Below are 26918 nucleotides of genomic sequence, written 5' to 3' on the forward strand. Positions count from 1 at the left end.
CCCTCCAACCGTCTAATGCGGCGTATGCTGATAGCGCTATCGTTCTGCGCTATTGGTCCACAAGTCAATGAAAATTGGTTAGGCCGCAACGGGTTCGTGACGAACTATGGCCGTTCTGCCACAGCCCGGCCGTATCAAGATGAAACGAGAGCGCTAAGTCCAGGCGCCGGCCGAAAGTCGTTTATTTTGCTACAATCGTTTTACAGATCGGCAAGCAGACCGGCACCGGCCCGACCAAAGCTTATAATTCTGGTTTTGCCGGTGAGGAATAGCGGTCGGTCGCGGCCATGACAGGCCACGACCATTAACCGTCTTATGAGGTGTGCCCCGGCGCGTAGGGAACGCGCTGCGCCTTGTACCAGGCCAGATCATGGTCGGGCGCCCGCACCCCGGCGGGCAGCGGGCGATGATTGACCGACATCCAATAGGCCAGGCTCGCATCGCGCCACCACCGGGCCTCGCGTTCCTGAACGGCGAGATAGGTTGCCGTCTTCTGCCACCGCTCGGCATCTATCTTCGGGCGCAGACTTTCCCATTGGCGCTGCATCTGCACGACATAGGCTACGCCGCGATCATAATGGGCGACCAAATCCTCCCAGAGGGTGCGGCCATCCTTCATCCGTCGGTCCCACGGCAGGTGATGGAACCAGAGGACCATGGACTCGGGCGTCGTCTCCGGCTTGGCAAATGCCTTGGCCACCGGCCCCGCATATTGGCCGACCGCGTTGCTGCCCGAGGCGGTGCGGTCGAAGCCGATCCCGTCGGCATCGGCGCGATGATAATAGGTCGGGTTCCATTCCGGCCGGGCCAGTTCGGATACCCATGGTCCCGGCCCATAATGATGACCCGTCGCCATCAGATGCGCGAGGCCCAGCGCGCCGGTATAATCGACCACCGCTTCCCGGCTTCCCATCATCATCGCGGTGACGGTATCGATGACCTGGGCGTCGGTGCCGAAGGTTTGTGCGGCCCAGGCGCGCGCAATATCCTCCGCCGAGAGATCGGGGTCCCAGGCCAGACGCCCAAAGGCGTACCAGTTCGCTTGGTTGAAGGTCGATCCGCTCCAGTCGCGATCGCGCCCGATATTGGCGACGCCCGCCATGCCGGACAGCGTGTGATGTTCGGCCTGACCGTCGACGACATCGGCCACCGTCTCACCCGGCCTGCGTCCTGTCTTGGAGTCCAGCACCTCGGTGAACAGCGGGCCGAGATAGGCGAGGTGGGTCGCAAAGCCCAGATATTCCTTGGTGATTTGGAACTCGATCATTAGCGGCGTGTGCGGCATCGCGCCGAATAGCGGATGGAAAGGCTCGCGTGGCTGGAAGTCGATCGCGCCGTTCTTCACCTGCACCAGCACGTTGTCGGCGAATTTGCCGTCGAGCGGCTTGAACTCGGTATAGGCCTGTTTCGCGCGGTCTTCGGGGTCGGTCTCGGCATAGACGAAGGCGCGCCACATCACGATGCCGCCATGGGGCTTGACCGCAGCGGCCAGCATGTTCGCGCCGTCCGCATGGGATGCGCCATAGTCGTGCGGGCCGGGCTGGCCCTCGCTGTTCGCTTTGACCAGGAAGCCACCGAAATCGGGGATGGTGCGATAGATTTCGTCGGCCTTTGCTTTCCACCACGCCGCCACCGCTGGGTCGCGCGGATCGGCGGTCTTCAGGCCGCCCAACTCGATCGGGGCGGAGAATTTGACCGACAGATAGACCTTGATACCCCAAGGACGGAACACGTCCGCCAGTGCCGCCGCCTTGGCGATATAGGGCGCGGTCAGGCTGTCAGCCTTCGCGTTCACGTTGTTCAGGACGGTGCCGTTGATCCCGATCGAGGCATTGGCGCGGGCATAGTCGATATAGCGCGGGTCCTTGAAGTCGGGCAGCGTCCACCAGTCCCACAGCGACTGGCCCGCATAGCCGCGCTCGACGGTTTCATCGAGATTGTCCCAATGGTTGAGCACGCGCAGCTTGACCTTGGGCACTGAACGCAGCCTGACGCTGTTCGCCTTGCCGCCGGTAGCGAGGTGGCGGATCAGCGCGAACGCACCATAGAGTGCGCCGCGATCGCTGTTGCCCGCGACTAGTAGGACGTTCTGCCCGTCCAGCGTGACGCTACGGACGAGATAGCCTTCGTCACCCAACCCCTCGAACGGCAGGCGCAGCGAACGGAGGGCGGGGTCGGCCGCCGTCGCGACCATGACGGGCGGCGTGCCGGAAGGCAGCGCGCGGCGCAGCTCGGAGGCAGCCAGATCGAGCGTCGCTGACACCCCCGACACCCTGACATTTACCTGTCCGACCGATGGTGCGACGCTGCGCAGCCATAGCGCATAGCCGTCCTCTGCCGCCGCCGGACATGGCAGTGCGACCAAGGACAGGGACAGCGCGGTGGTCCATGCGCGAATCCGTTTCATGCCATACTCTCCCGATGTGTCGACGATTGACAAGCCGACGCTTGGCCCGCACGTTACCGCTATCAGACCAATTGGCAAGTCGGGTTGGACCGGCTGCCTGACAGGAGGGGCCTGAATGACCCGGTGGCAAGACCCGATCCGCCATGCCGCATCGTGCGGCCATCCTTCTGTCGCGTTCGTGTTCGCCTGAAGGACGTTTCCATGCCCAAGATCGTTTCCGCCCGCCTGATCGTTACCTCACCGGGGCGCAACTTCGTCACGCTGAAGATCGAGTGCAACGACGGCACCACCGGCCTTGGCGATGCCACGCTCAACGGACGCGAGATGGCCGTCGCCAGCTATCTGCAGGACCATGTCATCCCCTGCCTGATCGGACGCGAGGCGCACCGGATAGAGGATATCTGGCAGTATCTCTACAAGGGCGCATACTGGCGGCGCGGGCCGGTGACGATGACCGCGATCGCGGCGGTCGACATGGCGCTGTGGGACATCAAGGGCAAGGTCGCCGGACTGCCTGTCTATCAGCTGCTGGGCGGGGCCGCGCGTGAAGGCTGCATGGTCTATTGCCATGCCAATGGCACAACGATCGAGGACACGATCGCCACCGCGATCCGGCACCGCGACGAGGGTTATCGCGCGATCCGCCTGCAATGCGGCGTGCCGGGCCTCGCCTCCACCTATGGCGTCGCCAAGGCGGGGCAGCGCTACGAACCCGCCGATGCCGACCTGCCGACCGAAAGCGTCTGGTCGACCGAGAAATATCTGCGCGTTGTTCCCGAACTTTTCGCCGCCGCGCGTGAGGCGCTGGGCTGGGACGTCCATCTGCTCCACGATGTCCATCACCGCCTGACCCCGATCGAGGCGGCGCGGCTGGGCAAGGATCTGGAGCCCTATCGGCCCTTCTGGATCGAGGATGCGACCCCCGCCGAGGATCAGGATGCCTTCCGCCTGATCCGCCAGCATACGACGACACCGCTGGCGGTGGGCGAGATCTTCAATTCAATCTGGGATGCCAAGCATCTGATCGAGAACCGGCTCATCGACTATATCCGCGCCACCGTCGTCCATGCGGGCGGGCTGACCCATTTGCGGCAGATCGCGTCGCTGGCGGACCTTTATCAGGTGCGCACCGGCTGCCACGGCGCGACAGACCTGTCACCCGTCACCATGGCGGCGGCGCTGCATTTCGGGCTGTCGATCCCCAATTTCGGCATTCAGGAGCATATGCCGCACACCGATGAGACGGATGCGGTCTTCCCGCATCATTATCGCTTCGAGGACGGCATGATGCACCCCGGCGACGCGCCCGGCCTGGGCGTCGAGATCGACGAGGCGCTGGCCGAGACGTATCCGTACAAGCGTGCCTATCTGCCGGTGAACCGTCTGGAGGACGGGACGCTATGGAGTTGGTAAAGAGGGTGGAGTCGGTGAGATGAGCGATCTGACCCAGGCCGCCGCCACCGCGCCAGACACCGTGGCCCAGGCCGTGCCGCCCCCGCGCGGGCGGGTGCGCTGGGTCATCTGCGGACTGCTCTTCGCCGCCGTGGTGCTGAGTTACATCGACCGGCTGGTGCTGGGCGTGCTCAAGCCGCAGCTGACCGCACTCTATGGCTGGACCAACAGCGGTTACGGCGACATCACCGGCTATTTCCAGGTGGCCTATGGCCTGGGTTTCCTGCTGTTCGGCTGGCTGATCGACCGGATCGGACCGCGTGCGGGTTATATGCTGGCGATGGGCGCGTGGACGGTCGGGCATTTCGCGCAGACGCTCGTCACCTCGACGACCGGTTTCGCGCTCGCCCGCATCCCGCTGGCGCTGGGGGAGGCGGGCACCTTCCCATCGGCACTGGCGGCCGCTTCGCAATGGTTTCCCAAAAAGGAACGCGCGATGGCGATCGGCATCTTCAATGCCGGGGCCAATGTCGGCGCGGTGGTGACGCCGCTGCTGATCGGGTTCCTGATCGCCGATCTGGTGCTCGATTGGCGCTGGGCCTTCATCGTCACCGGGCTGTTCAACCTTGTCTGGCTGACCGCGTGGTGGCGGCTCTATCACCCGCCGCACAGCCATCCGCGCATTACATCCGAGGAGCGTGCCTGGATCGAGGCAGAACCGGTCGAGACGACGGGCCGCGCTGGCTTCCTGACCGTGTTGCGGCACCGCGAATCCTGGTCCTACATGACCGGGCGCTTCCTGATCGATCCGGTCTGGTGGACCTTTTTGTTCTGGCTGCCGGATTTCTTCCACAGCCGTTACGGCTATGATCTGAAGAATTTCGGGCCGCCACTGGTCGCCATCTATATCATGGCCGATGTCGGTGCGATCGTCGGCGGCTGGTATTCGTCACGGCTGTTGAAGCGTGGTGTCGAGACGGGCCGCGCGCGCAAGCGGGCGATGTTCGCCTGCGCGCTGTTCGCCCTGCCGGTGATGTTCGCCGCACAGGCAAGCAGCATCTGGGTTGCGGTGGCGATGATCGGTCTGGCCTGTGCCGCGCATCAGGGCTTCTCGACCAACCTCTTCGCGCTGCCCGGCGACCAGTTTCCCCGCTATGCGCAAGGGACACTGATCGGCCTGGGTGGTTTTGCCGGGGCAGCAGGCGGCTTCATCGCGTCCAAGGCGCTGGGGGCATTGCTCGACCGGGTGGGGAGCTATCAGCCCTTCTTCATCGCGTGCGGCGTCGCCTATCTCGTCGCGCTGCTGGTCTTCCATATTCTCAACCCGCGTTACCGCGACATGCGGATCGGGGGCGTGTAACATTTCATGTCCCGGTCCCGGCGGCGGATATACGGCCGGATCGGGTGGTTCCTCGCTCACGCAGCCGGGAGCCAGCATGAACAGGATCGCCTTCGCCCATCTTCTCCTCGCCTCGACCATGGTCGCAGGCGGGGCCTCCGCCCAGTCGACATCGAAGGTCGTCGGCCTGCCACCACAGCCCGAGCCCTATGCAACGGAGTCGGTGGTCAACCATCCCAAGACCATCGGTTGGCCGGAAGGGCGCAAGCCCGTCGCACCGCGCGGCTATGAGGTGGTGAAATTCGCAGGCGGTCTCGATTATCCACGCCAGGCGCTGTTGCTGCCCAATGGAGATGTGATCGTCGCGGAGGCGCGGACCAAGCCCAAGCTCGACGCCGATCCCGAGGTTCAGCGCGGACAGGCGCTGTCCAAGACCACCGGCTTCAGCGCCAATCGCCTGACGCTCCTGCGCGATGCGGATCGGGACGGGGTGGCGGAACAACGCTTCGTGCTACGCGAGGGGCTGAACCAGCCGTTCGGGATGCAATATGTCGGTGGGCGGCTCTATGTCGCGAACACCGACGGCGTGGTGAGCTTTCCGTTCCAGCCCGGCCAGACGACGATCACCGCTATGTCAAAGCCGCTGATCGCGCTGCCTGCCGGAGGTTATAACAACCACTGGACCCGCAACCTGCTGCTCAGCCCGGATGGCCGCACGCTCTATGTCTCGGTCGGCTCGGCCTCCAATGTCGGCGAGTTTGGTATGGACGAGGAAAAGCGCCGCGCCGCGATCCTCGCGGTCGATCTGGCGAGCGGGCGGGAGCGGCTCTACGCCTCGGGCCTGCGCAATCCGGTCGGCATGGCCTGGGCACCCGGCGGGGTGTTGTGGACGGCGGTAAACGAACGGGACGAGATTGGCGACGACATCTCGCCCGACTATCTGGTCGGGGTGAAGGAGGGCGGCTTCTATGGCTGGCCGTACAGCTATTATGGCAAGCAGGACCCCCGCCATGCGAATGAACGCCGTGACCTGCTGGCGACGACGTTGATGCCCGATGTGGCGGTCGGTGCCCATGCCGCCGCGCTGGGTCTCGCGTTCGACAAGGGGAATGCGGGGCAAACCGCCTATGTCGCGCGACATGGTTCGTGGAACCGGTCCAGCTTCAGCGGCTATGACGTGCTGGCCGTGCCATTTGCAGGCGGCCGCCCGACCGCCGCGCCGCAGCCCTTCCTGACCGGCTTCGTCGCCGATGCCAAGAAGGGCGAAGTCTATGGTCGTCCGGTCAGTATCCAGACCCGCGCGGACGGGGCGATCTTTGTACTGGACGATGCGGGCGATACGGTCTGGCTGGTCCGTCGGAGTTCGTGAGGCGCGATCAGGGTGCGGTGATGGCGGCGATCGCGTTCGCCATCGCCGGGGCCGCCGGTCCCGCCCGGGGCCAGTCGATCCCGTTCGCCGATACCGAGGATGCCACCCTGTCGGAGATCGATGTGAAGGATGGGGGCAGGGACTGGCATCCGGTCGTCACGCTCGACATCCGCAACGGCGATTATGCGCGCGGTGCGCTGGACGATGACGATGCCGCGCTTGACCGGGTTCCGCTGCATATGGCCTTTGGCGGCGCACTGGTGCTTCGGCGCAGCGGCGACGGTAACGGCGATCTGTTCGTCATCGGACAAAGCTCCAACGGTTTTCACGCCCCTCGTTCGGACGAGAGGGTCAAGCCGCGCGCCTGGTACGAGAGTAACAACCTGCTTGGGCTCGCCTGGCGTCCGGCGAAAGGGCTGACGACGGCTGCGACCTATACGCTCAAGACCAGCCCCAACGGGGTCGCCTCCACGACGCACGAAGCGAGCGTAAGCATCCTCTACACGGCGGATCGCGGGCTGGGGCGTTTGAAGCCGCGCGCCGCGATCACCCGCCGAACGCAGGGTGAGGGTGGTTTCTATACGATTGCCGGGATCAACCCGTCTTTCAAGCTCCTCACCCGGGAGAATGGGCCGTCGCTCGGCGTGCCGGTAATGGTCGGCGTCGGTTGGAACGGCTTCTACGCGGAGGGCAGCGGCACGCGCCTCTACGGCAGCGGCGGGCTTACGCTGTCTCAGCCCATCAATCTTGGTGGGAGCACCGCGACCTTGCAGGCCGACATCGTCGCGCTGGTCCGGGACGACCGGCTGGGCCGCCTCGACATGCCGGGCGGGACGACGGCGGCGGTGGTTCCGCATGCCACCATCTCACTGACCATGGCCTGGTGACGCCTTCCGACCGAAACGGGAGCCGACTTCATTTCGGTGCGTTTACGACCTGATATATGGGAGTGACGAACGGTTATGCGGACGGGATCGGTATTGGCGCTGGGACTGCTGCTGTCGGCCTGTGGCGGTCAGGTCGCAACGGATCAGAATGCCACGTCTTCGACGAACGAGGAATCCGGCCCCGCTCAGTGGAGCGACCGCACGCGCGGACAGCTGCGTCAGGCGATCGACGGGCGGGCGACGCATGGTCTGGACCATATGACTTTCGACGTATCGGGCAGCGATGGGGCCAAGACCACCGAACAGGCTCTCCGCTTCGCCACGGCCCTGGCGCGGGGCGCGACTGATCCGACCAAGCTCTACGATGTATATACCGTGCCGCGCCCGTCGCCCGATCTGAAGGCCGGGCTGGCGGCAGCGCTGCGGGGCGGAGATCTGACCAAATGGCTGAACAGCCTGGCGCCGCAGGACGGCAATTACAAGCGACTGTCCGACGCCTATCTGAAGCTTCGCCAGCAGCCGCAGGACGCCGACATCAAGATCGCGGGCACCGGCGAGCCGATCAAGCCCGGCACGGCCGATCCGCGCCTGCCCGTCATTCTGCGCGAGCTGGTCGTCCTCGACTATCTGGAGCCCAACGCGGCCCAAGAGACCAGCTATAGCCCGACCATCGTCGATGCGGTCCGCAGGATGCAGGCCGATTACGGCATGAAGCCCGATGGCATCATCGGCAGTGAGGCGCTGGCCATCCTCAACATGTCGAACGCCGACCGGGCGCGCGCCATCGCCGTTGCGATGGAACGGTTGCGCTGGTTGGAGCGGACGCCGCCCGCCACGCGCATCGACGTCAACATCGCCGCCGCCCGCTTGACCTATTGGCGGGACGGCAAGATCGTCGACAGCCGCAAGGTCGTGGTCGGCGAGCCGGATACCGAGACGCCGCAATTGGGGTCGCCCATCTATCGCCTCGTGGCCAACCCGACCTGGACCGTACCGCGCTCGATCCAGCAGAAGGATCTGGCCAAGAAGGGGGCCGGTTATCTGAAGGCCAACAACATGGTCTGGAAGGATGGCTGGATCGTCCAGCAGCCCGGCCCCAAGAATTCGCTCGGGCTGGTCAAGTTCGACATGCTGAACGATCATGCCATCTATCTGCATGATACGCCTGCGAAGGCGTTGTTCGGCATGGTCCAGCGTCAGCGGAGCCATGGTTGCGTCCGCGTCGACGACGCGCTGGGCTTTGCCGAGATGCTGGCCAAGGACGAAGGCGTGTCCGACGAGTGGCACAAGGCACGTGAGACGGGCAAGGAGAGCTTCGTGAAGCTGCCGCGCCAGATCCCCGTCCGTCTGCTCTATCAGACGGTGCTGTTCGACGATGGCGGAGAGCCGATCGTGCGCAACGATCCCTATGGCTGGGACGACCGGGTCGGTGCGGCGTTGGGCTTCAAGGCGGGCAAGGCGCTCCGGGTCATGACCGGCGCGGCGGATGTCGGGCCGTAACGGCCCGGCGGGCTAGCCCCTCAACATCCTGAGGTTGGACAGGAAGTTGGCGAGTTCGCGGCGGCGCAACCGTTCCTCCGCGAATTCGCCATCGACCCCCAGCCGCCAGCGCAGTGCCCGGTCATCGGGTGCTTCGTAAAGCGCGTCGAGATCGTCGCTCCACGCTTTGACATCCTCTTCGCGATTGGCCAGCCCCGCCTCGACCAGATCACCGGCCTGAGCGGCAATGGCCAGCGCAATCTCGCGGAGCGCCAGCTCGGGATGATATTGCACGCCCCAGAAGACGCCGCGGTCGAAACGGATTTCCGCCGCCTGCACCCATGTCACGGCATTGCCAGCAAGCAGCGTCGCGCCGGGCGGCAGTTCCTCCACCTCGTCGCCATGGATGGCGGGCGCGTCCCAGCTGGATGGCCGACCTGCAAGCAGTGGATGGCTGCGCCCCGCATCGGTCGGCGTGATGCGGCGGGCGATACCTGCCTCCATCCGCTCGGGCATCTTGCGTACCTGTCCGCCCGCGGCCGCAACCGCGATCTGCAATCCGGCGCAGGAGCCGAAAGAGGGTATGCCTGCCGCGAATACACGGAGCATGAAGTCGAGCTGACGTCGGACCTCCGAGCTGTCATCATAGACGTGCATCGGCGAGCCGGTGAGGAACACCGCATCGAACGCCGCCAATTTGTCATTCGAAAAACCGGAGGCTGCATCGTCGGCCGGGGACACGATCGTCGTTTTGATGCCCGGCTGCATTTGTTCCAGCGTCGCGGCGTAGGTCTCGCCTGAGCTTTTGCCGGCACGGCGGCGGCGGGCTTCGCGTTCCTCAGGCAATTCGCTTTGCGCGATCAGATAATGCGGCATGGCATACTTTCGATGATGAGCCGCGACAACGCGTGCCCGCGCCGGATGGTTCGCCTCTACATCACTGATATTACCGGAAAATGCTTCTGTCTGTCGCCAGTAAGATCGTCTGGTGGCCAGCGGCGAACACATTTACCGCCGCCTGACTAATGCGACCGCTTTGCAATTGCATGAATTTTGCCTATGAGCCCCTCACCACAAAGGGGGTGGCGGGCATGAATATGGGTTGCCGGCTTATGGCGATGACCTCGATCGCGCTTTATCCGGCGGCGGGTCTTGCCTCGGATATGCCGCAGGCGCAGGGGGCGGGCGATGCCTTGCCGCTGACCCCGTCCTTCTCGCCGACGCGCCAGTATCCTTCGGGCGCGGGTGGACCGTTACGCTTGGCTGGGATGTGAGGTTCTGACGATGAAATGGCTCGATCTGCTTCATCGCTGGACCGGCGGTGTCATCGGTCTGGTCCTGGGTCTGCTGGGGCTGACGGGATGTCTGCTCGTCTGGAAGACCGCGCTGATCACGGTGCCGGGCAAGGCGCTACCGCTGGTCCGCGATCCGGCCGCAGTCGCGGCGGCGGTTCAGCGCATGCTGCCCCAGCCAAAAGGCGGCGAGAGCGTGATATTCGCCGATAACGGCTTTGCGCTGCACCAGCTGCGGCTTGCCCATGGGGCAGGGGCCTATGCTGACCAGGGCGGTCGGATCGTCGAGCGCTGGAGCAGCCAGTGGGAGCGCCCCGAGCTGTGGCTGTTCGATTTCCACCACCACCTGTTCGCCAGCGATATCGGCGAGACGGTGATCGGCATTGCCGGGCTGTGTGGGCTGTTCTTCGTGGTGTCGGGCACGATCCTGTGGTGGCGGACCCGCCGGACCTTCAAATGGCGGATGCTTCCCAAGCGGTTAAGCCGCCCCGCGATCGTCATGCATCACCGCGATCTAGGCATCGTCGTCGCGCCGCTCCTGCTGCTTTCAAGCATCACGGGCGCCGCGATGGTTTTTCGTCCGGTGGCGATGATCGTCGTCGCCCCGTTTGGCTCACCCGCCAAGGCACTGGCGGCATTGCGGCCGGGCAAGGTGCATGGCGGCCCGCTGGCGGCCAGCCCACCCTGGCGGGCGATGCTGACGGCGGCGAGCCAGCGTTTCCCCGACGCCGTGCCCCGTATCCTGTCCGTGCCGCGCAAGCCAGGTGACCCGATCACGCTGCGGATGCGCCGGGCGGACGAATGGTTGCCCAATGGGCGAACGACCCTGACCTTCGACGCGGCCACGGGCCGTCTGTTGACCAGTCGTGACGCGATGGCGATGCCGCAAGCCGCCCGCGTCTATAACATGCTTTACCCACTTCACGCCGGACGTGTCGGCGGGGTGGCGTGGAAGCTGCTGATGACCGTCAGCGGCCTGGCGCTGACCCTGCTGGGATCGTTGGCGGTGTGGACCTTCTGGTTCCGGCGACCACGCCGCCCTATCCGGCCGTCCCGCGTTTAGCCCGGGGCTATGGCTTTCGCAGGGCAGAGGCCAGGGCGATACCGGCCGCCAGTTGGAGCAGGCCATATGCCCGGCGGCGCAGCGGATGGTTGGTGAAGGGGCGGACTAGCATATCGACCGCCGACACGTCCGATTGCCAGAGTTCGACATGCCGCTTCGGTTGCAACAGGCCTAGCAAGCCATCGCCGATCATGAAGACGGCAGCCATCTCGCCGCTGCGGCGCAAGCCGATCTGCAGGTTGACCCGGTCGTTCATGGCCGCTCTCCCAAAGTTCCCCAACGCGCACGCGGGGGCTATGGTCGCATGGCGGTCAGCCTGCGGTCGAATTCAGGCGGCGGCGCGTTCTTCTTCGATGATGGCCCGTGCCAGGACCGCGCACTGGCCGCATTTGGGCTGGCGACCGAGCGCTTGATACATTTGGCACGGGGTCATGGAACCGGCGCGAGCCGCATCGCGGACCTGGGATTCCCGAATGGCATTGCAGACGCAGACGACCAAGGCGCTCTCCATCGATTATGCCTTAGCTCTAGCGCTAATGAGAGTGGATCGCAAGCATATTGCGAGGCGTTTGCAGAAAAATTATCCTCCCCGGCCGATCACGCCGCGACTTGCCAGCCGCCATATTCGCTCCAGCGGCCCGTACCGGAAACGGGCAAGCCAGGGCTTTGACCAGAATAGCATCAGGCCCCACATCAGGGGCGCAAGGACATAGAGTTCGGCCCTGCTCCAGCGGGCGAATTGCCCCAGGCCGTGGCCGTAAAAGACCGCCGTCATCAGTACGCTGGTCGCGATATAGTTGGTAAAGGCCATCCGTCCCGCCGCCGCAATCCGGACCGTCCACCAGCCGCCGGGGTGAATCAGCAACAGGATCAACGCTGCATATCCGATCGTGCCGATCAGCCGGAAGGGTACGTTCAGGAACAACTCGACCAGCGCAACGGCGCGAACGTCATAACCGCTTGCCATGACGCCCCATGCCATGGCGGCATAGGCGAGGATGGTCGGACCAAGGCCCAACACGGCCCAGCGACGATAGCCGGCGCGCGGCCATTCTCCCGATAGGAAGCCGGATTTGAAGGCGGCCATGCCCAGCAGCATGGCGCAGAGCGTGTCGGGACCGATCTGAACGAGGTCGATCAGCGGATTGCCATTATTCTCCAGCCGAAAGGCAGTCGCCATGGCCCAGGACCCGCGCATCGCCGCGATCTCCGGGGCGAGGCTTACAGCAGGGGGCGTGCCGAACGCCTGTTGATAGATGTCCCATAACGCCGCCATCCGCGGCGTGTCCCGAGCAGCCGAAGCGAACAACCCCAGGCAATCGAGGAAACCGAACGCCATGGACAGTCCCGCAAAGGCCAGAGCGGTCCAGCACAACACCCTGGGCGTCAGGCCCACAAAGGCGAGTGCGACGATCCCGACCAGTGCGTAATGCGCCAGGATATCGCCGGTCCAGATAAATGTCAGGTGGATCAGGCCCAGGACGAACAGGACCGCCATCCGCCGGAGGTGGAACGACGCTCCGTTCCACCCTGCCGCATCCGCCCGCTGGATGACCAGCAGAGTCGATGCTCCAAACAGCAGCGAGAACAGCCCCCGCATCCGTCCGTTGACGAAGGTTTCGGTCAGGAACCACGTGCCGATATCGATCGGCCGCTGCCCGCCCCAGGCCATCGGGTTGGAATAGGCCGGGTCGGGCAATGCGAAGCCGGGCAGGTTGGCGAGCAGGATCGCCATCACCGCCACCCCGCGCAGCACGTCCAGAGACAATAGCCGCTCGCCCGGGGCGGGTAACGTCAGGGTGGGGGCAGGACCATCGGCCAAAGGGTAGCTCCGTCTATCCCGCCGGGGCTTAGCCTGACATGCCTGGGATGCAACCGTCCGGGGAAGCGAAGCATTGCGATGGCATGGGATTATCGCCTCGCCTGACCGGACGTGCCGCGGCGCGCGCGCATCACTCGCCCGCCGCGTCGGCGTTCCTGCGGAAGATCGAGCCGCTGTTCGCTGGGCGGGAGGTGACCGGCGGGCCGCTGTTGCTTGCGACGATCCTGGCGCTGGTGATGGCCAACAGCCCATGGGCGGATGGCTTCGAGCGCTTCTGGGACACGCCCGTCACCATCGGTTTCGGAGCGAGCGAAGTGTCGCACGGCCTGGCCGAATGGATCGACCACGCGCTGCTGCCGCTGTTTTTCGTGATCGTCGGTGCCGACGTGAAGCGGGAAATCGCGGTGGGGCCATTGGCGCATTGGCGCAGCGCAGCGTTTCCCCTTTCGGGGGCCTTGGGCGGAATGCTGGTGCCGGTGGGGCTTTACTTGGCGGTCGCCGGGGGAACACCGGCGCAGCCCGGTTGGGGTGCGGTCATTACCACCGACACGGCTTTCGGCCTCGCGCTGATCGCGGTCTTTGCGAACCGGCTGCCGGCAGGCTTGCGTGCGACGATGCTGGCGTTCGCGGCGGTGGACGATGTCGGCGGACTGCTGGTCATCGCCTTCGCCTATAGTGGCGCGATCGATCCATGGGGGCTGGTCGTCGCGGCCGCTGGGCTGGCGGGCATCATGGGGCTACGCCGGATCGGCTGGGTGTCGTCGGTGCCCTATGTGCTGCTTGCGCTGCTCGTGTGGGGCGGCGTGCTGGAGTCCGGCATCCATGCGACGATCGCCGGGGTTCTGATCGGCCTGACCGTTCCGGTCCAGCCCCGGCTGGAGCCGCACGACTTCGCGCAGCGCGTACAGCGGCGGGTCGACGAGTTTCGTAACGCGCACGACGCGGCCGAGGATGCCCATGACGACGAGGAAGAGCATCGGCACCGCGAGCGCGCCGAGGACCGGCTGGGCTATCTGCACGAGATGGCGTCGGCCACGCGCGAGGCGAGCAGCCGGTTGATCGAGGTGCTGACGCCGTGGGTCAACTATGTCGTCCTGCCGCTGTTCGCGCTGTCGAACGTGCGCATCCATATTTCGGGGGATTTGCTGTCGATGATCGGCGGCCCACTGGTCATGGGCGTGGTGCTGGGCCTGGTCGTCGGCAAGCCGCTGGGTTTCCTGGCATTCACTTGGGTGGCAAGTGCGACGGGTCTGGCGCAGCGGCCCGATCAGGTGACATGGCCGATGGTGGCAGGCGTTGGCGCTTTGGCCGGGATCGGCTTTACGATCTCCCTGTTCATCGCGGGGCTAGCATTCGGCGATGGCGCGATGCGCGATGCGGCGTCGCTGGGCGTGTTGTTGGCTTCGGTGCTCGAAGCGGCGATCGGCTACGCGATCCTTCGCCACTGCGCGGAGCCCCGGCACGCGGCCGAGGCTCCGTCATAGGGTCAGGCAAGGGCGGCGTCCGCGCCCATCAGCGCGGGAAAGAAGCCCTCATGCGCGCGACGCAGGTCGTCGAGCGCCACCACGAAGTCGCCGTCCTCGCGTTCGAAGATCAGGCGCGTGCCCGCCGTGCGGCCGATCCGCTCGACCTCGACGCCCGCCTGATGCGCGTTCGCCAGGAAGTCCATCAGCGCGGTGTCCTCGACCGTGGCGATGTACAGGCCCTGATCCTCGGCGAAGAGCTGGCGGCAGGCCTCGCCCTGCTCGGGGAACTGGATCAGCGCGCCGATATTCCCGGCCAGCGCCATCTCCGCGACCGTGACCGCGATGCCGCCGTCCGACACGTCGTGCACGGCGGTCAGATGCCCGGCGGTGATCGCGTCGCGCACCAGGTCGCCGGTGCGACGCTCTGCATCCAGATCGATCGATGGGGGCGGGCCAGCCTCGCGGCCTTCGATCCCATGCACTTCGCGCAGCCACAGCGACTGGCCGATTTCGCCCTTCGGCGTGCCGATCAGGACGATGACGTCACCAGTGCCCTTGAACGCGATGGTCGCCGACTTGGACCAGTCCGCCATCAGGCCGACGCCGCCAATCGCCGGGGTCGGCAGGATCGCCGACCCGCCGCCGGTCGCCTTCGACTCGTTGTAGAGCGAGACGTTGCCCGACACGATCGGATAGTCGAGCGCGCGGCACGCCTGGCTCATGCCCTCCAGACAGCCGACGATCTGGCCCATGATCTCGGGGCGCTGAGGGTTGGCGAAGTTGAGGCAGTTGGTGATGGCGAGCGGCTTGGCGCCCACCGCCGTGATGTTACGCCACGTCTCGACCACCGCCTGCATGCCGCCGGTGACGGGATCGGCATAGCAATAGCGCGGCGTGCAGTCGGTGCTCATCGCGAGCCCCTTTTGCGTGCCATGGACGCGGACCACGGCGGCGTCGCCACCGGGACGCTGCACCGTGTCGCCGCCGACCATATGGTCATACTGTTCCCAGATCCACCGGCGCGAGGCGATGTCGGGCGAGCCCATCAGCTTCAGCAGGTCCGCCGCCGGATCCTGGCAGCCCGGCGAGGTGATCGCGGCCGGAACCTCGGTGGGCACATGCGGGCGGTCGTAGAGCGGTGCGTCATCGGCCAGCGGCGCAAGCGGAATGTCGCACACCACCTCGCCCTTGTGGCGCAGGACCATGCGGCCGGTCTCGGTCACATGGCCGATAACTGCGAAGTCCAGCTCCCACTTGCGGAAGATCGCTTCGGCGAAATCCTCGCGGCCGGGCTTGAGCACCATGAGCATCCGCTCCTGGCTCTCCGACAGCATCATCTCATAGGCCGTCATGCCTTCTTCGCGCTGGGGCACGTCATCCATGATCAGCTCGATGCCGACGCCGCCCTTGGACGCCATCTCGACCGACGAGGAGGTCAGCCCCGCTGCGCCCATGTCCTGGATCGCGACAATCGCGTCCGAGGCCATGAGTTCGAGGCATGCCTCGATCAGCAGTTTTTCGGTGAAGGGGTCGCCGACCTGTACGGTCGGGCGCTTGGCCTCCGCATCCTCACCGAAATCGGCCGAGGCCATGGTCGCGCCGTGGATGCCGTCGCGGCCGGTCTTCGAGCCGACATAGACGATCGGATTGCCGACGCCGCTGGCGGCCGAATAGAAGATCTTGTCCTGATCGGCGACACCGACGGTCATCGCATTGACCAGGATGTTGCCGTCATAGGCCGGGTGGAAATTCACCTCGCCGCCCACGGTTGGCACGCCGACGCAATTGCCGTAACCGCCGATGCCATGCACGACGCCCGAAATCAGGTGGCGCATCTTGGGGTGATCCGGCCGCCCAAAGCGCAGAGCGTTCAGGTTCGCGACCGGCCGCGCGCCCATGGTGAACACGTCGCGCAGGATGCCGCCGACGCCCGTCGCCGCACCCTGATAGGGTTCGATATAGGACGGGTGGTTGTGGCTCTCCATCTTGAAGATGGCGGCCTGGCCGTCGCCGATGTCGATGACGCCCGCATTCTCGCCGGGGCCGCAAATGACCTGTGGCCCTTCGGTGGGTAGCTTCTTCAGGTGGATGCGGCTCGACTTGTAGCTGCAATGCTCGGACCACATGACCGAGAAGATGCCAAGCTCCACGAGGTTCGGCTCGCGGCCCAGCGCGGTGAGGACGCGCTGATATTCTTCTTCGGACAGGCCGTGGTCGGCGACGATCTGGGGCGTGATCTCGGTCATGGCCCGCGCCTTTAACGTGGTGTCGCGGGTTCGTCACTATGGGGATGCGAAGATGTTATCCGAAGTGCATGGCCGCCGCGATGGCAAGGCCGGAAAAGGCCAATGCGGCGGCGATCCAGCCCGCGCCGGTCCGGATCGCCGCCTCGATGCCGCCGGTGGAAAGGCCAGCCTGCTCGCCCTCCAGCTTGCGCGTCGTGGCGCGAATCAACCGGGGCAGGTCGTCGCCCAGCCGGTCCAGTTCGAGCGCCAGCGCGGCCGCGCGCTTGGTCCAGCGTTCTGGCGAGAGGCGCGTTTCGACGATCCGCGCGCTGGCCCGGCGAAGGGCGGCCGACAGGTCGAAGTCCGGCTGGATGCCGCTCAATACGCCGTCGATGGTGATGAGCGACTTGAACAACAGCAGCATATCGGGCTGAAGGACGATGCGTTCTTCGCGCAGCACCGGAAAGATGTCACCCAGGATCGCCGCCAGCCGCAACGCGCCGCCGCCATGCCGGGCCACGAGGCGGTCGGCGACCGCCTGAAAGCGTTCCGGCGCGATATCAGCGGTTTGCGACCATTGTTTCAGCGTTTCCGCCAGCAGTGCGGGGTCGCTGTTGGCGATCGACTGCGTAAAGGCGATCACCTCTTCGCGGCGGCGCGGGGACACATGGCCGACCAAGCCCAGGTCGAGCATGGCGATCCGGTTGCCCGGCAGGCATAGCAGATTGCCCGGATGCGGGTCGCCGTGGAAGCGCCCGTTGATGAGCGTCATATCCAGCACGATATCCGCCCCGGCCGAGGCGATGGCCGACGGATCGATCCCTGCCTGATGCAACATCTCGGCGTTGCGCGGGGGCACGCCTTCGATGAAGTCCATCACCAGCAACGTCTCGGAGGTTTGCGTCCAGTGGATGGTCGGAACGAGGACGCGCGCGTCGCCCGTAAAATCCTCGCGCAGGCGGTCGGCGTTGCGGCCTTCGTTGGTGAAGTCGAGTTCTTCGAGGATGTCGCGGCCAAGCTCGCGCACCATCCGAACTGCACCGTAGCGCCTAGCTTCGGTATTGGTCGCCTCGACCATTACGGCCAGCTGGGTCAGCAGGCGGAGGTCGGCCTCCATCACCGCACGGATGCCGGGGCGGCGAATCTTGAGGACGACTTCCGTGCCATCCGCCAGCGCCGCGCGGTGGACCTGCGCGATCGAGGCGGCAGCCAGCGGTTCGGAGTCGAACCGAGCAAAGGCGCTCTCGGGCGATTCGCCCAGCGCGGCTTCCACCTGTTCTCGCAGGTCGGCGAAGGGCAGGCGCGGAGCGGCACTATGGAGCTGTTCGAGCTCGGCGATCCATTCGGGCGCCAGCAGATCGGCTCGGGTGGCCAGGATCTGGCCAAGCTTGACCCAGACCGGGCCGAGGGCCTCCATCGCCTGGCGGGTGCGGGCGGGCAAGTCGAAGGGCAGGGCATCCGGATCCCGCCGCGCCGGATCTAGCCCCAGCCGCGCCAACAGCACGTCCAGCCCGAAGCGCGAGGCCGTGGCGATCACCTCGGCCAGTCGGGCGCGGTCACGTGCCGCAACCCGGATCGCGCCCAGCATCATGGCTTCAGATATAAGGCGGCTGGGTATAGCCCGCCGGGCTGAGGGTGAAGATTTCGCAGCCTTCTTCAGTGATGCCGATCGAATGCTCGAACTGCGCCGACAGTGAGCGGTCGCGCGTCACCGCCGTCCAGCCATCATCGAGCAGCTTCACGTCAGGGCGACCGATATTGATCATCGGCTCGATGGTGAAGATCATGCCGGGCTTCAGCTCGGGGCCGGTGCCGGGGCGACCGACATGCACCACCTCGGGGGCGTCGTGGAACAACAGGCCCAGGCCATGGCCGCAGAAATCGCGGACCACGCCGTAACGATGCTTTTCGGCGTGCTGCTGAATGGCATGGGCGACGTCGCCCATGTGGTTGCCGGGCCGGGCCTGCTCGATGCCGAGCATCAGGCACTCATAGGTGACTTCCACCAGCTTGCGCGCCTTGAGCGGCACATCGCCGATCAGATACATGCGGCTGGTATCACCATGCCAGCCATCGACGATCGGGGTCACGTCGACATTGACGATATCACCAGCCTTCAACGTCTTCTCGGACGGAATGCCATGGCAGACGACATGGTTGATCGAGATGCAGGTCGAATGGGTGTACCCGCGATAGCCCAGCGTCGCAGGGACGCCGCCGCGCTCGAGGATGAACTGGTGGATCAGGCGGTCGATCTCGCCGGTGCTGACGCCCGGCACCATATGCGGGACCAGCATGTCCAGCGTCTCGGCGGCCAGACGGCCCGCCTTGTGCATCCCGTCGAACGCCTCGCGGCCCCAGAGCTTGATTGCGCCGGTCCGCCCCTGGGGCGCGTCGGCGGAAACGGTCACATAATCGGTCATGACGGCGATATAGCGTGGCGCGACCGTTTTTGCGAGGCTATGTCGGGCGCATGGAAACCGCGACCCAACCCGAGCGTATCTGGACCGCCGCGCTGATCGTCATCGGCGATGAAATCCTCTCGGGCCGGACGCAGGACCGCAATATCGCGCAATTGGCCACCTGGTTGAACGTACAGGGGATAAGGCTGGCCGAGGTACGGGTGGTGGCCGACCGGGCCGAGGCGATTGCCGAGGCGGTGAACACGCTTCGCGTACGCAATGACTATCTGTTCACGACCGGCGGCATCGGGCCGACGCATGACGACATCACCGTGGACGCGATCGCCGCGGCGCTCGGCCTGCCGGTGATCGAGCATCCCGAAGCCCGCGCCATCCTAGAGGATTATTATGCGGAGCGCGGCGGGGTGACTGCCGCACGCGCGCGGATGGCGCGGACGCCGGATGGTGCATCGCTGATCCCCAATCGCGTGTCCGGCGCGCCGGGCATCCGTATCGGCAACATCTTCATCATGGCCGGGGTGCCGCACATTACAGCAGGCATGCTCGACGCGCTGACCGGCACGCTGGAGGGGGGCCGCCCGGTCGTATCCGGAACGATCGGCTGCTGGGTCGGCGAGAGCGAGGTGGCCGAATTGCTTCGCCAGGCCGAAAAGACGCATGAAGGGGTGGCGATCGGCAGCTATCCCTTTTTCCGCGAGGGCCGCACGGGCGCGAACTTCGTCGTGCGAAGCCCCGATGCGGCACAAGTCGACGCCTGTCTGCGGGACCTGAGCATGGCGCTGGAAGCCGATGGTCGGGACGTCGTCGCGGGCGGCATCTGAACCCCGATCCTTTTGCATTTTGTATTTTTTCAAGATTGACGCCGTAAAGGCGGGTCGTCGGGGCGCGGGTGCCCGTCATGAATGGTCGATGATATGGAGTGGCTCCGGATGCGGATTGCGGTGACTGGAACGGGGCGGATTGTTCGCCCCGGCGCGGTTCTGGGACGTTAAGCCCATGGCTGAATCCATTCTCGTCACCGGCGCGGCAGGCTTTATCGGTCACGCCACCGCTCATCGCCTTCTTGCGCGCGGCGAGACGGTCATCGGGATCGACAATCTCAACGACTATTACGAACCGGCATTGAAGCGGACGCGGCTCGCCAGTTTGCAGGATATCCCCGGATTTTCCTTCCAGGCTATGGACGTCGCGGATGCCGGAGCCGTCGCCACCCTGTTGCGCGAGAACGGCGTGGACCGCGTCGTCCACCTTGCGGCCCAGGCGGGCGTACGCCACAGCATCGACCACCCGTTCGCCTATGAGCATTCCAATATCGGCGGGCATCTCGCGGTGCTGGAGGCCTGTCGCCACCAGTCGGGCTTCGTCCACCTCGTCTATGCCTCGTCCAGTTCGGTCTATGGCGACAAGCCGATGGGAGGGCAGGGGTTCAGCGAGGACGAGCCTTCGATTTCACCCGTGTCACTCTATGCCGCGACCAAACGCGCGTGCGAATTGATGAGCCAGTCCTATGCGACACTCTATCGCTTTCCGCAGACGGGCCTGCGCTTCTTTACGGTCTATGGCCCCTGGGGACGGCCGGACATGGCCTATTTCTCGTTCACCCGCAAAATCCTGAACGGCGAACCGATCGAGATTTTTGGCGAAGGCCGGATGGCGCGCGATTTCACTTATATCGATGATATCGTCGACGGCATCGTCGGCGCGCTGGACCATCCGCCCGAGCGAGGCGACCACCGCATCCTGAACATCGGCGATAGTCAACCGGTCGGTCTGATGACCATGATCTCCACGCTGGAACGGACCCTGGGCCGCGATGCGATCAAGATCATGAAGCCGATGCAGCCGGGCGATGTGACCGCCACCTATGCCGATGTGTCGAAATTGAACGCGCTGACCGGCTATGCACCCAAGGTCGCATTGGCCGAAGGGTTGGAGCGTTTCGTCGCGTGGTATCGGGATCATTACCGCTTGTGAGAAGGCACGGTGATCACCACAACTTGTTGCCGCCAGTTAGAAAAGGCACATTCCGCAGCAAGATAGAAATGGCACAGCGCCACCGGCAGCGGGGGCTGCGTGGAGCCCTCCTCATAGCGCAGCGCTGCCCCCGCTGATGTCCCAGCTTCCCGGCTCCTGCCCCCGGACCCGCTGCGAACGCAGCGGGCCCGGTCACACCGCCTCAACGATGCAGCTCGTGCTATCGGGTATCGCATCGCCGGTCGCTTCGGCGAAGAAAGCAGACAGGCAGATCCCGCCCAACCCGTTCGTCGGGGGAGGAGCTGCGGTTTCCTCTTAGCGGCCCCTGCCGGTAGCCGAAAACACCTGTTTCTCATGCCCTGCCCTTTAGTTCCGGATTGAATGGCGTAAGTGACCTGGACACGCACCTGCGTTTCAATGGAGCGGGGCTTCAATCCAATCGCAACTGGTGGCGGCGGCGGCGGCGCACTGACTCGCTGCGTCGTGACAACGACGTTGTCATAGGGGCCTGGTCCGTTGAAGCTTAAGTTAGAAACGTTGAGGACGCCGCCCAACTTGATCCCGGAGGCGAGGGCAATGGCTTCCGCCTGTAGCTTGGCTTCGGCCAACGCCTGAGCGACTCCTCGCCGGCGTACCTCTTTGTCTTCGGCGAGGAAGAAGCGGTCGACGCGCGGATTGGTCGCGCCGAGCCGTCCGGCAAGCGATACCATCGTGCCGGCCTCGTTCACCGCCGCGGTACGAACCTCGACCTGAACGTCGGCGGTATAGCCAATGATCGCGCATGCGCCAGTCGAAAGCCGCGGATTGCCATAGCCGGTGCGATTGCAATCGGGGCTGCGCACTTCCGTGATGCCGACCTGCGCCGCGCGTATGTCGGGCTGGGCCGAAATGCCGGCCAGTCCCTTCTCGATCACCTCGCGTTTGGTCACCATCGCGCGCACTGCCTCGTCGCTGGTTGGGCCTTCTCCGTGGATGGAGAAGCTAATTACGGCACGGTCGGGCGAACTCGGGATAGTCGCGGCAGCGGTGACAACGATGCTGGGGAGTGCCCCGCCACCAGACTGGGCGATAGCGGAAGACGGTATCAGAAGCGGAAGTAGTTGATCTCCGTGTAAAGGATGCCTGTCATGTGCACCCTCCGCGGGGCACCCTCTCAGCGAACGTTACTTTGCCACCATGCTAATTGCTTATTGGCTGCTGAGCAGTGGGCACCATTCCACTGTCGCTAAATTGGCGTCGCCTCCACGAGCGCGCCCTTCGCAAGGGAGCCACTGCGTGGCGGTCGCCGGATTAACCAGTCCACTTGGGCGAGGACGGACTGGGCGCCGCTGTCCTGGCTGGTTGCAGGCAGCAGTCCTTCCGGCCGCCACTGCGCTCGTACAAATAGCTCCCGCGTGCCGACGGCGGGCAGCGACGCTGCCAACGGCAGCCGCCGCCACTCCGTAGCCGGAACCGTCCTCCCCTGCAGCTTGTGGAGAAGGGGAATCAGAAACAACCGGGCTGTCACCATCGCTGCGGTGGGGTTCCCCGGAAGCCCCAGTACCCAGCGATCCCGCGCGCGCCCGAACCAGACAGGTTTTCCCGGCTGCATCGCGACCTTGTCGAACACGAGTTCGAGGCCGTGCGGGGTGAACATAGGCTTGGCGAAATCGCGATCGCCTACCGAGGCGCCCCCCGAGATGACGACCACATCCGCGTGCTCCAGCGCCTCTCCTGCCGCCGCCGCAAGCGCGACGACATCGTCGCCCAGGCGGCGGAAAAATTTGACCAGTGCACCGTTTCGCCGAGCTAGCGCGCGAACGCCGTAGCTGAGGCTGTCGGGAATCGCGCAGGGCAAGGCCGCCGCGGTGCCAGGGGAGACGAGTTCGTCGCCGGTGGCGATCATTGCGACGACGGGGCGATGGTGGACGTCTACGTGCGAAACATCCGCGGACGCTGCGGTTACCAAGGCTCCCGGTGTGAGCCTCAGCCCCTTCTCGAGCAGGCACGCGCCCCCGGTGAAATCACTGCCTGGCGTACGGACGTGCCAACCGGGGCCATAGTCCGCGTCGAAGGTCACCTGACCCGCCGATCTTGTGGCATGTTCCTGCGCGATGACGCGGTCAGCGCCCGCGGGAAGCGGAGCGCCGGTGTAAATGCGTACAGCCTGTCCTGCCGCGATTGGAGCGGGAAAGCACTTCCCGGGGAACGCCGCTCCGACGACGTCCAAGGGGAGGCCCGGAACCGTTGCCGCATCGCAAACGGCATATCCGTCCATTGCGGAAACCGGCGCACGCGGCGAGTCGAAGGCCGCGTGCAGTGGCTCGGCTAAAAATCGTCCCTCAGCTTCCTCAAGCGCGATCCTTTCGATGCCCAGCGGGGACACCACTCGGGCAAGCAGCGCCTGCGCATCGTCGAAGGCGATCATCGTCCGGCTCTATGCACATACGTCGCGCAGGCGGGGCAGGGCGCCCGCGATCGAGCAGGGCCGGTGACGACTGTCCAGTTCGAGTTCGAGCAGCCCTTGCCAGCCGTCGCGGCAGGCCCCGGTTGAACCCGGCAGGCAGAAGATGAAGGCATCGCCTGCCTGCCCAGCAAAGGCGCGGGACTGCATCGAGGCGACGCCGACGGTGGTCAGGCTCTTTTGGTGGAAGGCTACCGGGAATCCGTCCATCTCGCGACGCAGCAGCGGCTTGACGGCTTCCGGCGTGTTGTCGCGCTGCGAGAAGCCGGTTCCACCCGTCGTGAGGATGATTTCGATCTCGGACCGCTCGAGCCAGCGGACGATCTGCCGCCGGATTGCCGGGATGTCGTCGGTGACGATCGCACAATCGTGCAGCGTGTGCCCGGCGGCAACGATGCTATCGGCCAGAAACGCCCCCGAACTGTCGGTCGCCACGGTGCGCGTGTCGCTGATGGTGAGGACGGCCATGCCCAGCGGATAAAAGGTCAACGCCTCGTCGATGCCGGCCATGCCCGTCCTTCCCGTCTTCCAATTGCGTTGCAGAACCTGGCCCCTGGTGCGGGGCCAGGGATTTCAGCCTGCCTCGGCGTAGCGCTTGGCTTCTTCCGCGATCAGGACGTCGGCCAGAAGCCAATACGCCGCTCCCCAGGCGGCCAGGATCGTTTCGTCCACGGCATCGCCGAGAACATCTTTGATCGCAGGGAGCAGGGCCTCTGCTACCGCAGGATAATGTTCCGGGCGGATGCCGGTTTCGACATGGCGTGCGGCCATGCGGGCGATTGCCGGGCCCAGGACCGTCAGCTTGTCGACATTCTCGGCATAGGCCAGGATCGCCGCGGCGAGGCGCTTGGGCTGCTCGCCCGACTCCTGCGAGGCCTGATCGAACAAGCCCTTGATCGCTTCGTCGACGAACAGCCGTTCGTACATGCGCTGGGTGATAGCGAGACCGTGCTGCTTGAGTGCGGGGGCGGTCGACTTGACGATCGCGATCGTCTCCGGAGACAGGGCGTTGGCCACGGAATTCCTTTCGAGGGTGGCGGCCGAACCGGGCCGTCCCTAGTCGCTATCGCGCGAAAGGGCGGGGCTGTCGCATCGGGTCTTCTCCCTCCGGTACGTCCCCTAAGGGGCGGGATCGCCGAGCTTTCTTCATCAGGCCAGCCGCGCGATCATCACCAGGCGGACGAGTTCCGAAAGCGTGCGGACCTTCATCTTGGTCATCACGTTCGCGCGATAGACCTCCACGGTCCGCGCGCTGATATCCAAGTCATAGGCGATCACCTTGTTGGCCTTACCCTCGACCAGTCCCTCCATCACCTCGCGCTCGCGACCGGACAGCGTGGCGAGCCGCTTGCGGATCTCGTCGCGTTCGAGCGCGATCTCCTCGCGGTTGCGCTGCTTGGCCAGGGCGGCACGGACTGCGACGAGGATCGCCTCGTCCCCAAACGGCTTTTCGATGAAGTCCGAAACGCCCGCGTGCAGCGCCTGGATCGCCATCGGCACATCGGCATGGCCGGTAATGACGATCACTGGCAGCGCATGGCCCATGGCCTTGAGCTTGGTGAGCAGCTCGAGCCCGCTCATTTCCGGCATGCGGACATCCGTGATGATGCAGCCGCTGTCGATTTCGGAGGCAACCGCCAGGAACTGCGTCGCCGATTCATAGGTGCGAGTCGGGATGTCCGAGCAATCGAGCAGGAAGGCGAGTGAATCGCGTACGCTCTCATCGTCGTCGATCACATGAACGACGGGCTCACTCGGCATCTCGCAATTCCTCCCTGCTCAAATCCGGCACCGTGAAGTGGAACATTGCGCCACCCTCGCTCTCCGCGTCTACCCAGATGCGTCCGCCATGCGCTTCCACGATCGTCCGGCAGATCGACAGGCCGACCCCCATGCCGCTGCGCTTGGTGGTGACGAAGGGCTGGAACAGCTGTGCGGCGATATCGGGCCGAATGCCCGGGCCGGTGTCGGCGATGGTGACGCGCGCCATGTCGTCCTTGTCGGGCGTTAGGCGCACCAGCAGCTCGCGCCGCTCGGCCACGCTCATCGCGTCGACCGCATTGCGGATGAGGTTGAGGATCACCTGCTGGATCTGGACCTTGTCCACCAGCGTGAGGTCGATCGCCGGGTGGAGTTCGAAGCGGACGCGGATACCATGTTCCTTGGCACCGACCAGGGCCAGCGCGCAGGCTTCCTCGAGCAGCTTGGGCAGGCTTTCCAGCCGCCGTTCGGTTTCGCCGCGGGCGAGGAAGTCGCGCAGCCGGCGGATGATCTCTCCGGCTCGCAGCGCTTCGCGGCTGGCGCGTTCGACTGCTTCGAAGACCCGGTCGAGCGGCGGCTCGTCGCGTTCGAGCAGGGACCGGCTGCCCATGAGATAATTGCCGATCGCGCTCAGTGGCTGATTCAGCTCATGGGCGAGCGCCGAGGCCATTTCGCCCAGCGCCGTCACCCGCGAGACGTGGACGAGTTCGGTCTGCAGTTCCTGGAGGCGGGTTTCAGTCTGCTGGCGTTCGGTCAGGTCGCGGACGAAGCCGGTGAAGAAGCGGCCGCCGGGCAGCGCGATCTCGCCCACGGCTAGTTCCATCGGGAAAGTGGTGCCGTCCTTGCGTTCTCCGACGACGACGCGACCGACGCCGATGATCTTTCGCTCTCCGCTCTGGTAATAGCGCTGAAGGTACTGGTCGTGCTGCTCGCGATAGGGGGAGGGCATGAGTATGCTGACATTGCGCCCCGCCACCTCCTCGGCAGTCCAGCCGAACTGGCGTTCCGCGGTGTCGCTGAAATCGCGGATCAGGCCGTCCTCGTCGATCACGATCATCGCGTCAGGCACGGTGCGCAGGATCGAGCGCAGGTGCGCCTCGCGCTCGGCGAGATCGCGGGTCTTGGCTGCTTCCCGATCGCGTACGCGGCGCAGCCAGCCGCCGCCCAGCGCCAGGATGATCCCGACGCAGCAATAGACGCTTGTCGCCACCGCATCACCGAACAGCAGTTGCCCGGTGAGGACGTCAGCCGTCATCCCGGCAACTGCTCCTAGCGCCGTTGCCAGCAGCGCCGGCCAGAAGCCCCCCACGGCCGCCGCAACGATGCCGGGGACGAAGAAGATGTAGGTGGCCCGGCGTTCGAGCAGCGGATCGAGCCCGACGCGGGCGCAGAAGCCCACGGTCAGCACCGACACGGCGAACAGCAGCGCGACGACGCCGTTCATCTCGCGAACGAACGATGCCGGCACGCCCTCCCGCAATGCAGTCGGGAACGCGTGAACGGGCCGCTTGGCAGTTCCGGTTTCGGTCCGAGAGTGGTCCACGTTTTGCTGCCTGCCAATGGTCTTTGCGCGCGT

General features: G+C 65.3%; 24 protein-coding genes. 10 read left to right on the plus strand and 14 right to left on the minus strand.

The genetic code is table 11. The features are described from left to right. Positions 1-313: 313 nt before the first annotated feature. Positions 314-2407 (minus strand): alpha-glucuronidase family glycosyl hydrolase, encoded by a 2094-nt coding sequence (locus SP5_RS12425; RefSeq protein ID WP_042489137.1) that lies wholly within the window; start codon positions 2405-2407, stop codon positions 314-316. A gap of 201 nt (positions 2408-2608) precedes the next feature. On the opposite strand from SP5_RS12425, the gene manD reads away from it, so the two are divergent. From manD to SP5_RS12450, 5 genes are all read left to right on the plus strand, one after another. After that, positions 2609-3820: a D-mannonate dehydratase ManD gene (gene manD / locus SP5_RS12430; protein ID WP_042489140.1), complete on the plus strand. Its 1212-nt coding sequence runs from the start codon at positions 2609-2611 to the stop codon at positions 3818-3820. 19 nt (positions 3821-3839) lie between these two features. Beyond that, entirely contained in the window at positions 3840-5159 is a 1320-nt protein-coding gene (locus tag SP5_RS12435; protein ID WP_084220682.1) for an MFS transporter, read from the plus strand. A gap of 76 nt (positions 5160-5235) precedes the next feature. Then, positions 5236-6507, plus strand: a complete 1272-nt coding sequence (locus SP5_RS12440) for a PQQ-dependent sugar dehydrogenase (protein ID WP_042489143.1) — start codon at positions 5236-5238, stop codon at positions 6505-6507. Further along, positions 6504-7394 carry a hypothetical protein gene (locus SP5_RS12445; protein WP_052811533.1) on the plus strand — a complete coding sequence of 297 codons (891 nt, stop codon included), beginning with the start codon at positions 6504-6506 and terminating at the stop codon, positions 7392-7394. Before SP5_RS12440 ends, SP5_RS12445 begins: the two co-directional genes overlap by 4 nt. A gap of 75 nt (positions 7395-7469) precedes the next feature. Then, positions 7470-8894, plus strand: a complete 1425-nt coding sequence (locus SP5_RS12450) for a L,D-transpeptidase family protein (protein WP_042489145.1) — start codon at positions 7470-7472, stop codon at positions 8892-8894. Between the two features lie 12 nt (positions 8895-8906). Here SP5_RS12450 and SP5_RS12455 read toward each other — a convergent pair whose 3' ends face one another. Further along, positions 8907-9881 (minus strand): type 1 glutamine amidotransferase, encoded by a 975-nt coding sequence (locus SP5_RS12455; protein ID WP_245613484.1) that lies wholly within the window; start codon positions 9879-9881, stop codon positions 8907-8909. A gap of 104 nt (positions 9882-9985) precedes the next feature. Between SP5_RS12455 and SP5_RS12460 the strand changes: the two genes are divergently transcribed. Together SP5_RS12460 and SP5_RS12465 are read left to right on the plus strand one after the other, a co-directional pair. Continuing rightward, positions 9986-10147, plus strand: coding sequence for a hypothetical protein (locus SP5_RS12460; RefSeq protein WP_158069183.1), 162 nt, complete (start codon positions 9986-9988; stop codon positions 10145-10147). A 10-nt stretch (positions 10148-10157) separates the two neighbouring features. Then, the gene (locus SP5_RS12465) at positions 10158-11228 is read left to right on the plus strand and encodes a PepSY-associated TM helix domain-containing protein (protein WP_042489152.1); all 1071 of its coding nucleotides are present in this window, start codon (positions 10158-10160) and stop codon (positions 11226-11228) included. Between the two features lie 7 nt (positions 11229-11235). Here the strand turns inward: SP5_RS12465 and SP5_RS12470 are convergent, their stop codons facing one another. The 3 genes from SP5_RS12470 to SP5_RS12480 form a co-directional block, all read right to left on the minus strand. Continuing rightward, positions 11236-11484 (minus strand): hypothetical protein, encoded by a 249-nt coding sequence (locus SP5_RS12470; RefSeq protein ID WP_042489155.1) that lies wholly within the window; start codon positions 11482-11484, stop codon positions 11236-11238. Between the two features lie 72 nt (positions 11485-11556). Beyond that, positions 11557-11727: a (2Fe-2S)-binding protein gene (locus SP5_RS12475; protein WP_042489390.1), complete on the minus strand. Its 171-nt coding sequence runs from the start codon at positions 11725-11727 to the stop codon at positions 11557-11559. An 81-nt stretch (positions 11728-11808) separates the two neighbouring features. Then, complete coding sequence (locus tag SP5_RS12480; RefSeq protein WP_245613485.1) at positions 11809-13050, minus strand: DUF418 domain-containing protein; 1242 nt, start codon at positions 13048-13050, stop codon at positions 11809-11811. Between the two features lie 83 nt (positions 13051-13133). On the opposite strand from SP5_RS12480, the gene nhaA reads away from it, so the two are divergent. After that, complete coding sequence (nhaA, locus tag SP5_RS12485; protein WP_042489157.1) at positions 13134-14534, plus strand: Na+/H+ antiporter NhaA; 1401 nt, start codon at positions 13134-13136, stop codon at positions 14532-14534. A 2-nt stretch (positions 14535-14536) separates the two neighbouring features. On the opposite strand, the gene purL is transcribed toward nhaA, so the two are convergent. The 3 genes from purL to map are packed head-to-tail and all read right to left on the minus strand — an operon-like array spanning position 14537 to position 19164. Beyond that, a complete protein-coding gene (gene purL / locus SP5_RS12490; RefSeq protein ID WP_042489159.1) occupies positions 14537-16762 on the minus strand; it encodes a phosphoribosylformylglycinamidine synthase subunit PurL in 2226 nt (741 codons plus the stop codon). A gap of 55 nt (positions 16763-16817) precedes the next feature. After that, positions 16818-18329, minus strand: a complete 1512-nt coding sequence (locus tag SP5_RS12495; protein ID WP_042489395.1) for an ABC1 kinase family protein — start codon at positions 18327-18329, stop codon at positions 16818-16820. Positions 18330-18336: 7 nt separating this feature from the next. Then, on the minus strand, positions 18337-19164 hold the full coding sequence (gene map, locus SP5_RS12500) for a type I methionyl aminopeptidase (RefSeq protein ID WP_042489161.1): 828 nt from the start codon (positions 19162-19164) through the stop codon (positions 18337-18339). Positions 19165-19214: 50 nt separating this feature from the next. On the opposite strand from map, the gene SP5_RS12505 reads away from it, so the two are divergent. Together SP5_RS12505 and SP5_RS12510 are read left to right on the plus strand one after the other, a co-directional pair. Further along, entirely contained in the window at positions 19215-19985 is a 771-nt protein-coding gene (locus SP5_RS12505) for a competence/damage-inducible protein A (protein WP_084220683.1), read from the plus strand. Positions 19986-20160: 175 nt separating this feature from the next. Then, positions 20161-21138: an NAD-dependent epimerase/dehydratase family protein gene (locus tag SP5_RS12510; protein WP_042489165.1), complete on the plus strand. Its 978-nt coding sequence runs from the start codon at positions 20161-20163 to the stop codon at positions 21136-21138. Here the strand turns inward: SP5_RS12510 and SP5_RS18825 are convergent. The 6 genes from SP5_RS18825 to SP5_RS12535 all read right to left on the minus strand — a co-directional run bounded on the left by SP5_RS18825 (position 21126) and on the right by SP5_RS12535 (position 26810). Beyond that, a complete protein-coding gene (locus SP5_RS18825) occupies positions 21126-22295 on the minus strand; it encodes an SIMPL domain-containing protein (RefSeq protein WP_084220684.1) in 1170 nt (389 codons plus the stop codon). The two genes, SP5_RS12510 and SP5_RS18825, sit on opposite strands and share 13 nt — an antisense overlap. A 68-nt stretch (positions 22296-22363) precedes the next feature. After that, positions 22364-23545, minus strand: a complete 1182-nt coding sequence (locus SP5_RS12515; protein ID WP_042489168.1) for a molybdopterin molybdotransferase MoeA — start codon at positions 23543-23545, stop codon at positions 22364-22366. A 9-nt stretch (positions 23546-23554) separates the two neighbouring features. Further along, positions 23555-24091, minus strand: a complete 537-nt coding sequence (locus SP5_RS12520; RefSeq protein ID WP_042489171.1) for a molybdenum cofactor synthesis domain-containing protein — start codon at positions 24089-24091, stop codon at positions 23555-23557. A gap of 63 nt (positions 24092-24154) precedes the next feature. After that, a complete protein-coding gene (locus SP5_RS12525) occupies positions 24155-24598 on the minus strand; it encodes a globin domain-containing protein (RefSeq protein WP_042489173.1) in 444 nt (147 codons plus the stop codon). Between the two features lie 132 nt (positions 24599-24730). Continuing rightward, complete coding sequence (fixJ, locus tag SP5_RS12530) at positions 24731-25342, minus strand: response regulator FixJ (RefSeq protein ID WP_042489175.1); 612 nt, start codon at positions 25340-25342, stop codon at positions 24731-24733. Beyond that, entirely contained in the window at positions 25332-26810 is a 1479-nt protein-coding gene (locus tag SP5_RS12535; RefSeq protein WP_245613486.1) for a PAS domain S-box protein, read from the minus strand. Before SP5_RS12535 ends, fixJ begins: the two co-directional genes overlap by 11 nt. Between the last annotated feature and the right edge of the window lie 108 nt (positions 26811-26918).

The organism is Sphingomonas parapaucimobilis NBRC 15100, from assembly GCF_000787715.1.
GTDB classification, from domain to species: Bacteria; Pseudomonadota; Alphaproteobacteria; order Sphingomonadales; family Sphingomonadaceae; genus Sphingomonas; species Sphingomonas parapaucimobilis.